1 protein-coding gene is annotated in these 540 nt (G+C 42.4%); it reads right to left on the bottom strand.

The features are described from left to right. Positions 1–540, bottom strand: a 540-nt coding sequence (locus HP552_RS00075) for a RexA family antiphage protein (protein WP_446686441.1), incomplete at both ends; no start/stop codon positions are given.

Genomic DNA, 540 nt, shown 5'->3' with positions numbered 1-540 from the left:
TTTCATTCTTGCGTAGCAATATGCCATCTCTTCAGCTATCTCAGCATTGGTGACCTTGTTCAGAGGCGCTGAGAGATGGCCTTTTTCTGATAGATAATGTTCTGTTAAAATATCTCCGGCCTCATCTTTTGCCCGCAGGCTAATGTCTGAAAATTGAGGTGACGGGTTAAAAATAATATCCTTGGCAACCTTTTTTATATCCCTTTTAAATTTTGGCTTAATGACTATATCCAATGAGTCAAAAAGCTCCCCTTCAATATCTGTTGCCCCTAAGACCTTTAATATATCGCCAAATACAGGTAGCTTGGCTTCTACCTTCACCGTTGTTCGGCCGATGAAATGCATATGCATAACATCGTCTTTGGTGGTTCCCCTCATCAGTGGCTCTATCTGAACGCGCTCTCCACTGCTTAATGACATTCCTTTCCCGATTAAAAAATCTGTCAGATCGGATGTGGTCGGCCCGAAAACAGTTCTGGCAAAACCAATGGTGTCGCCTTCAACAAACAAAAAAGATGGGAATCCCAATGATTCGTCATC

The organism is Paenibacillus xylanilyticus, from assembly GCF_013359935.1.
In the GTDB taxonomy this organism is placed as follows: Bacteria; Bacillota; Bacilli; order Paenibacillales; family Paenibacillaceae; genus Paenibacillus; species Paenibacillus xylanilyticus.
This window is presented reverse-complemented; position numbering and strand designations above follow the sequence as displayed.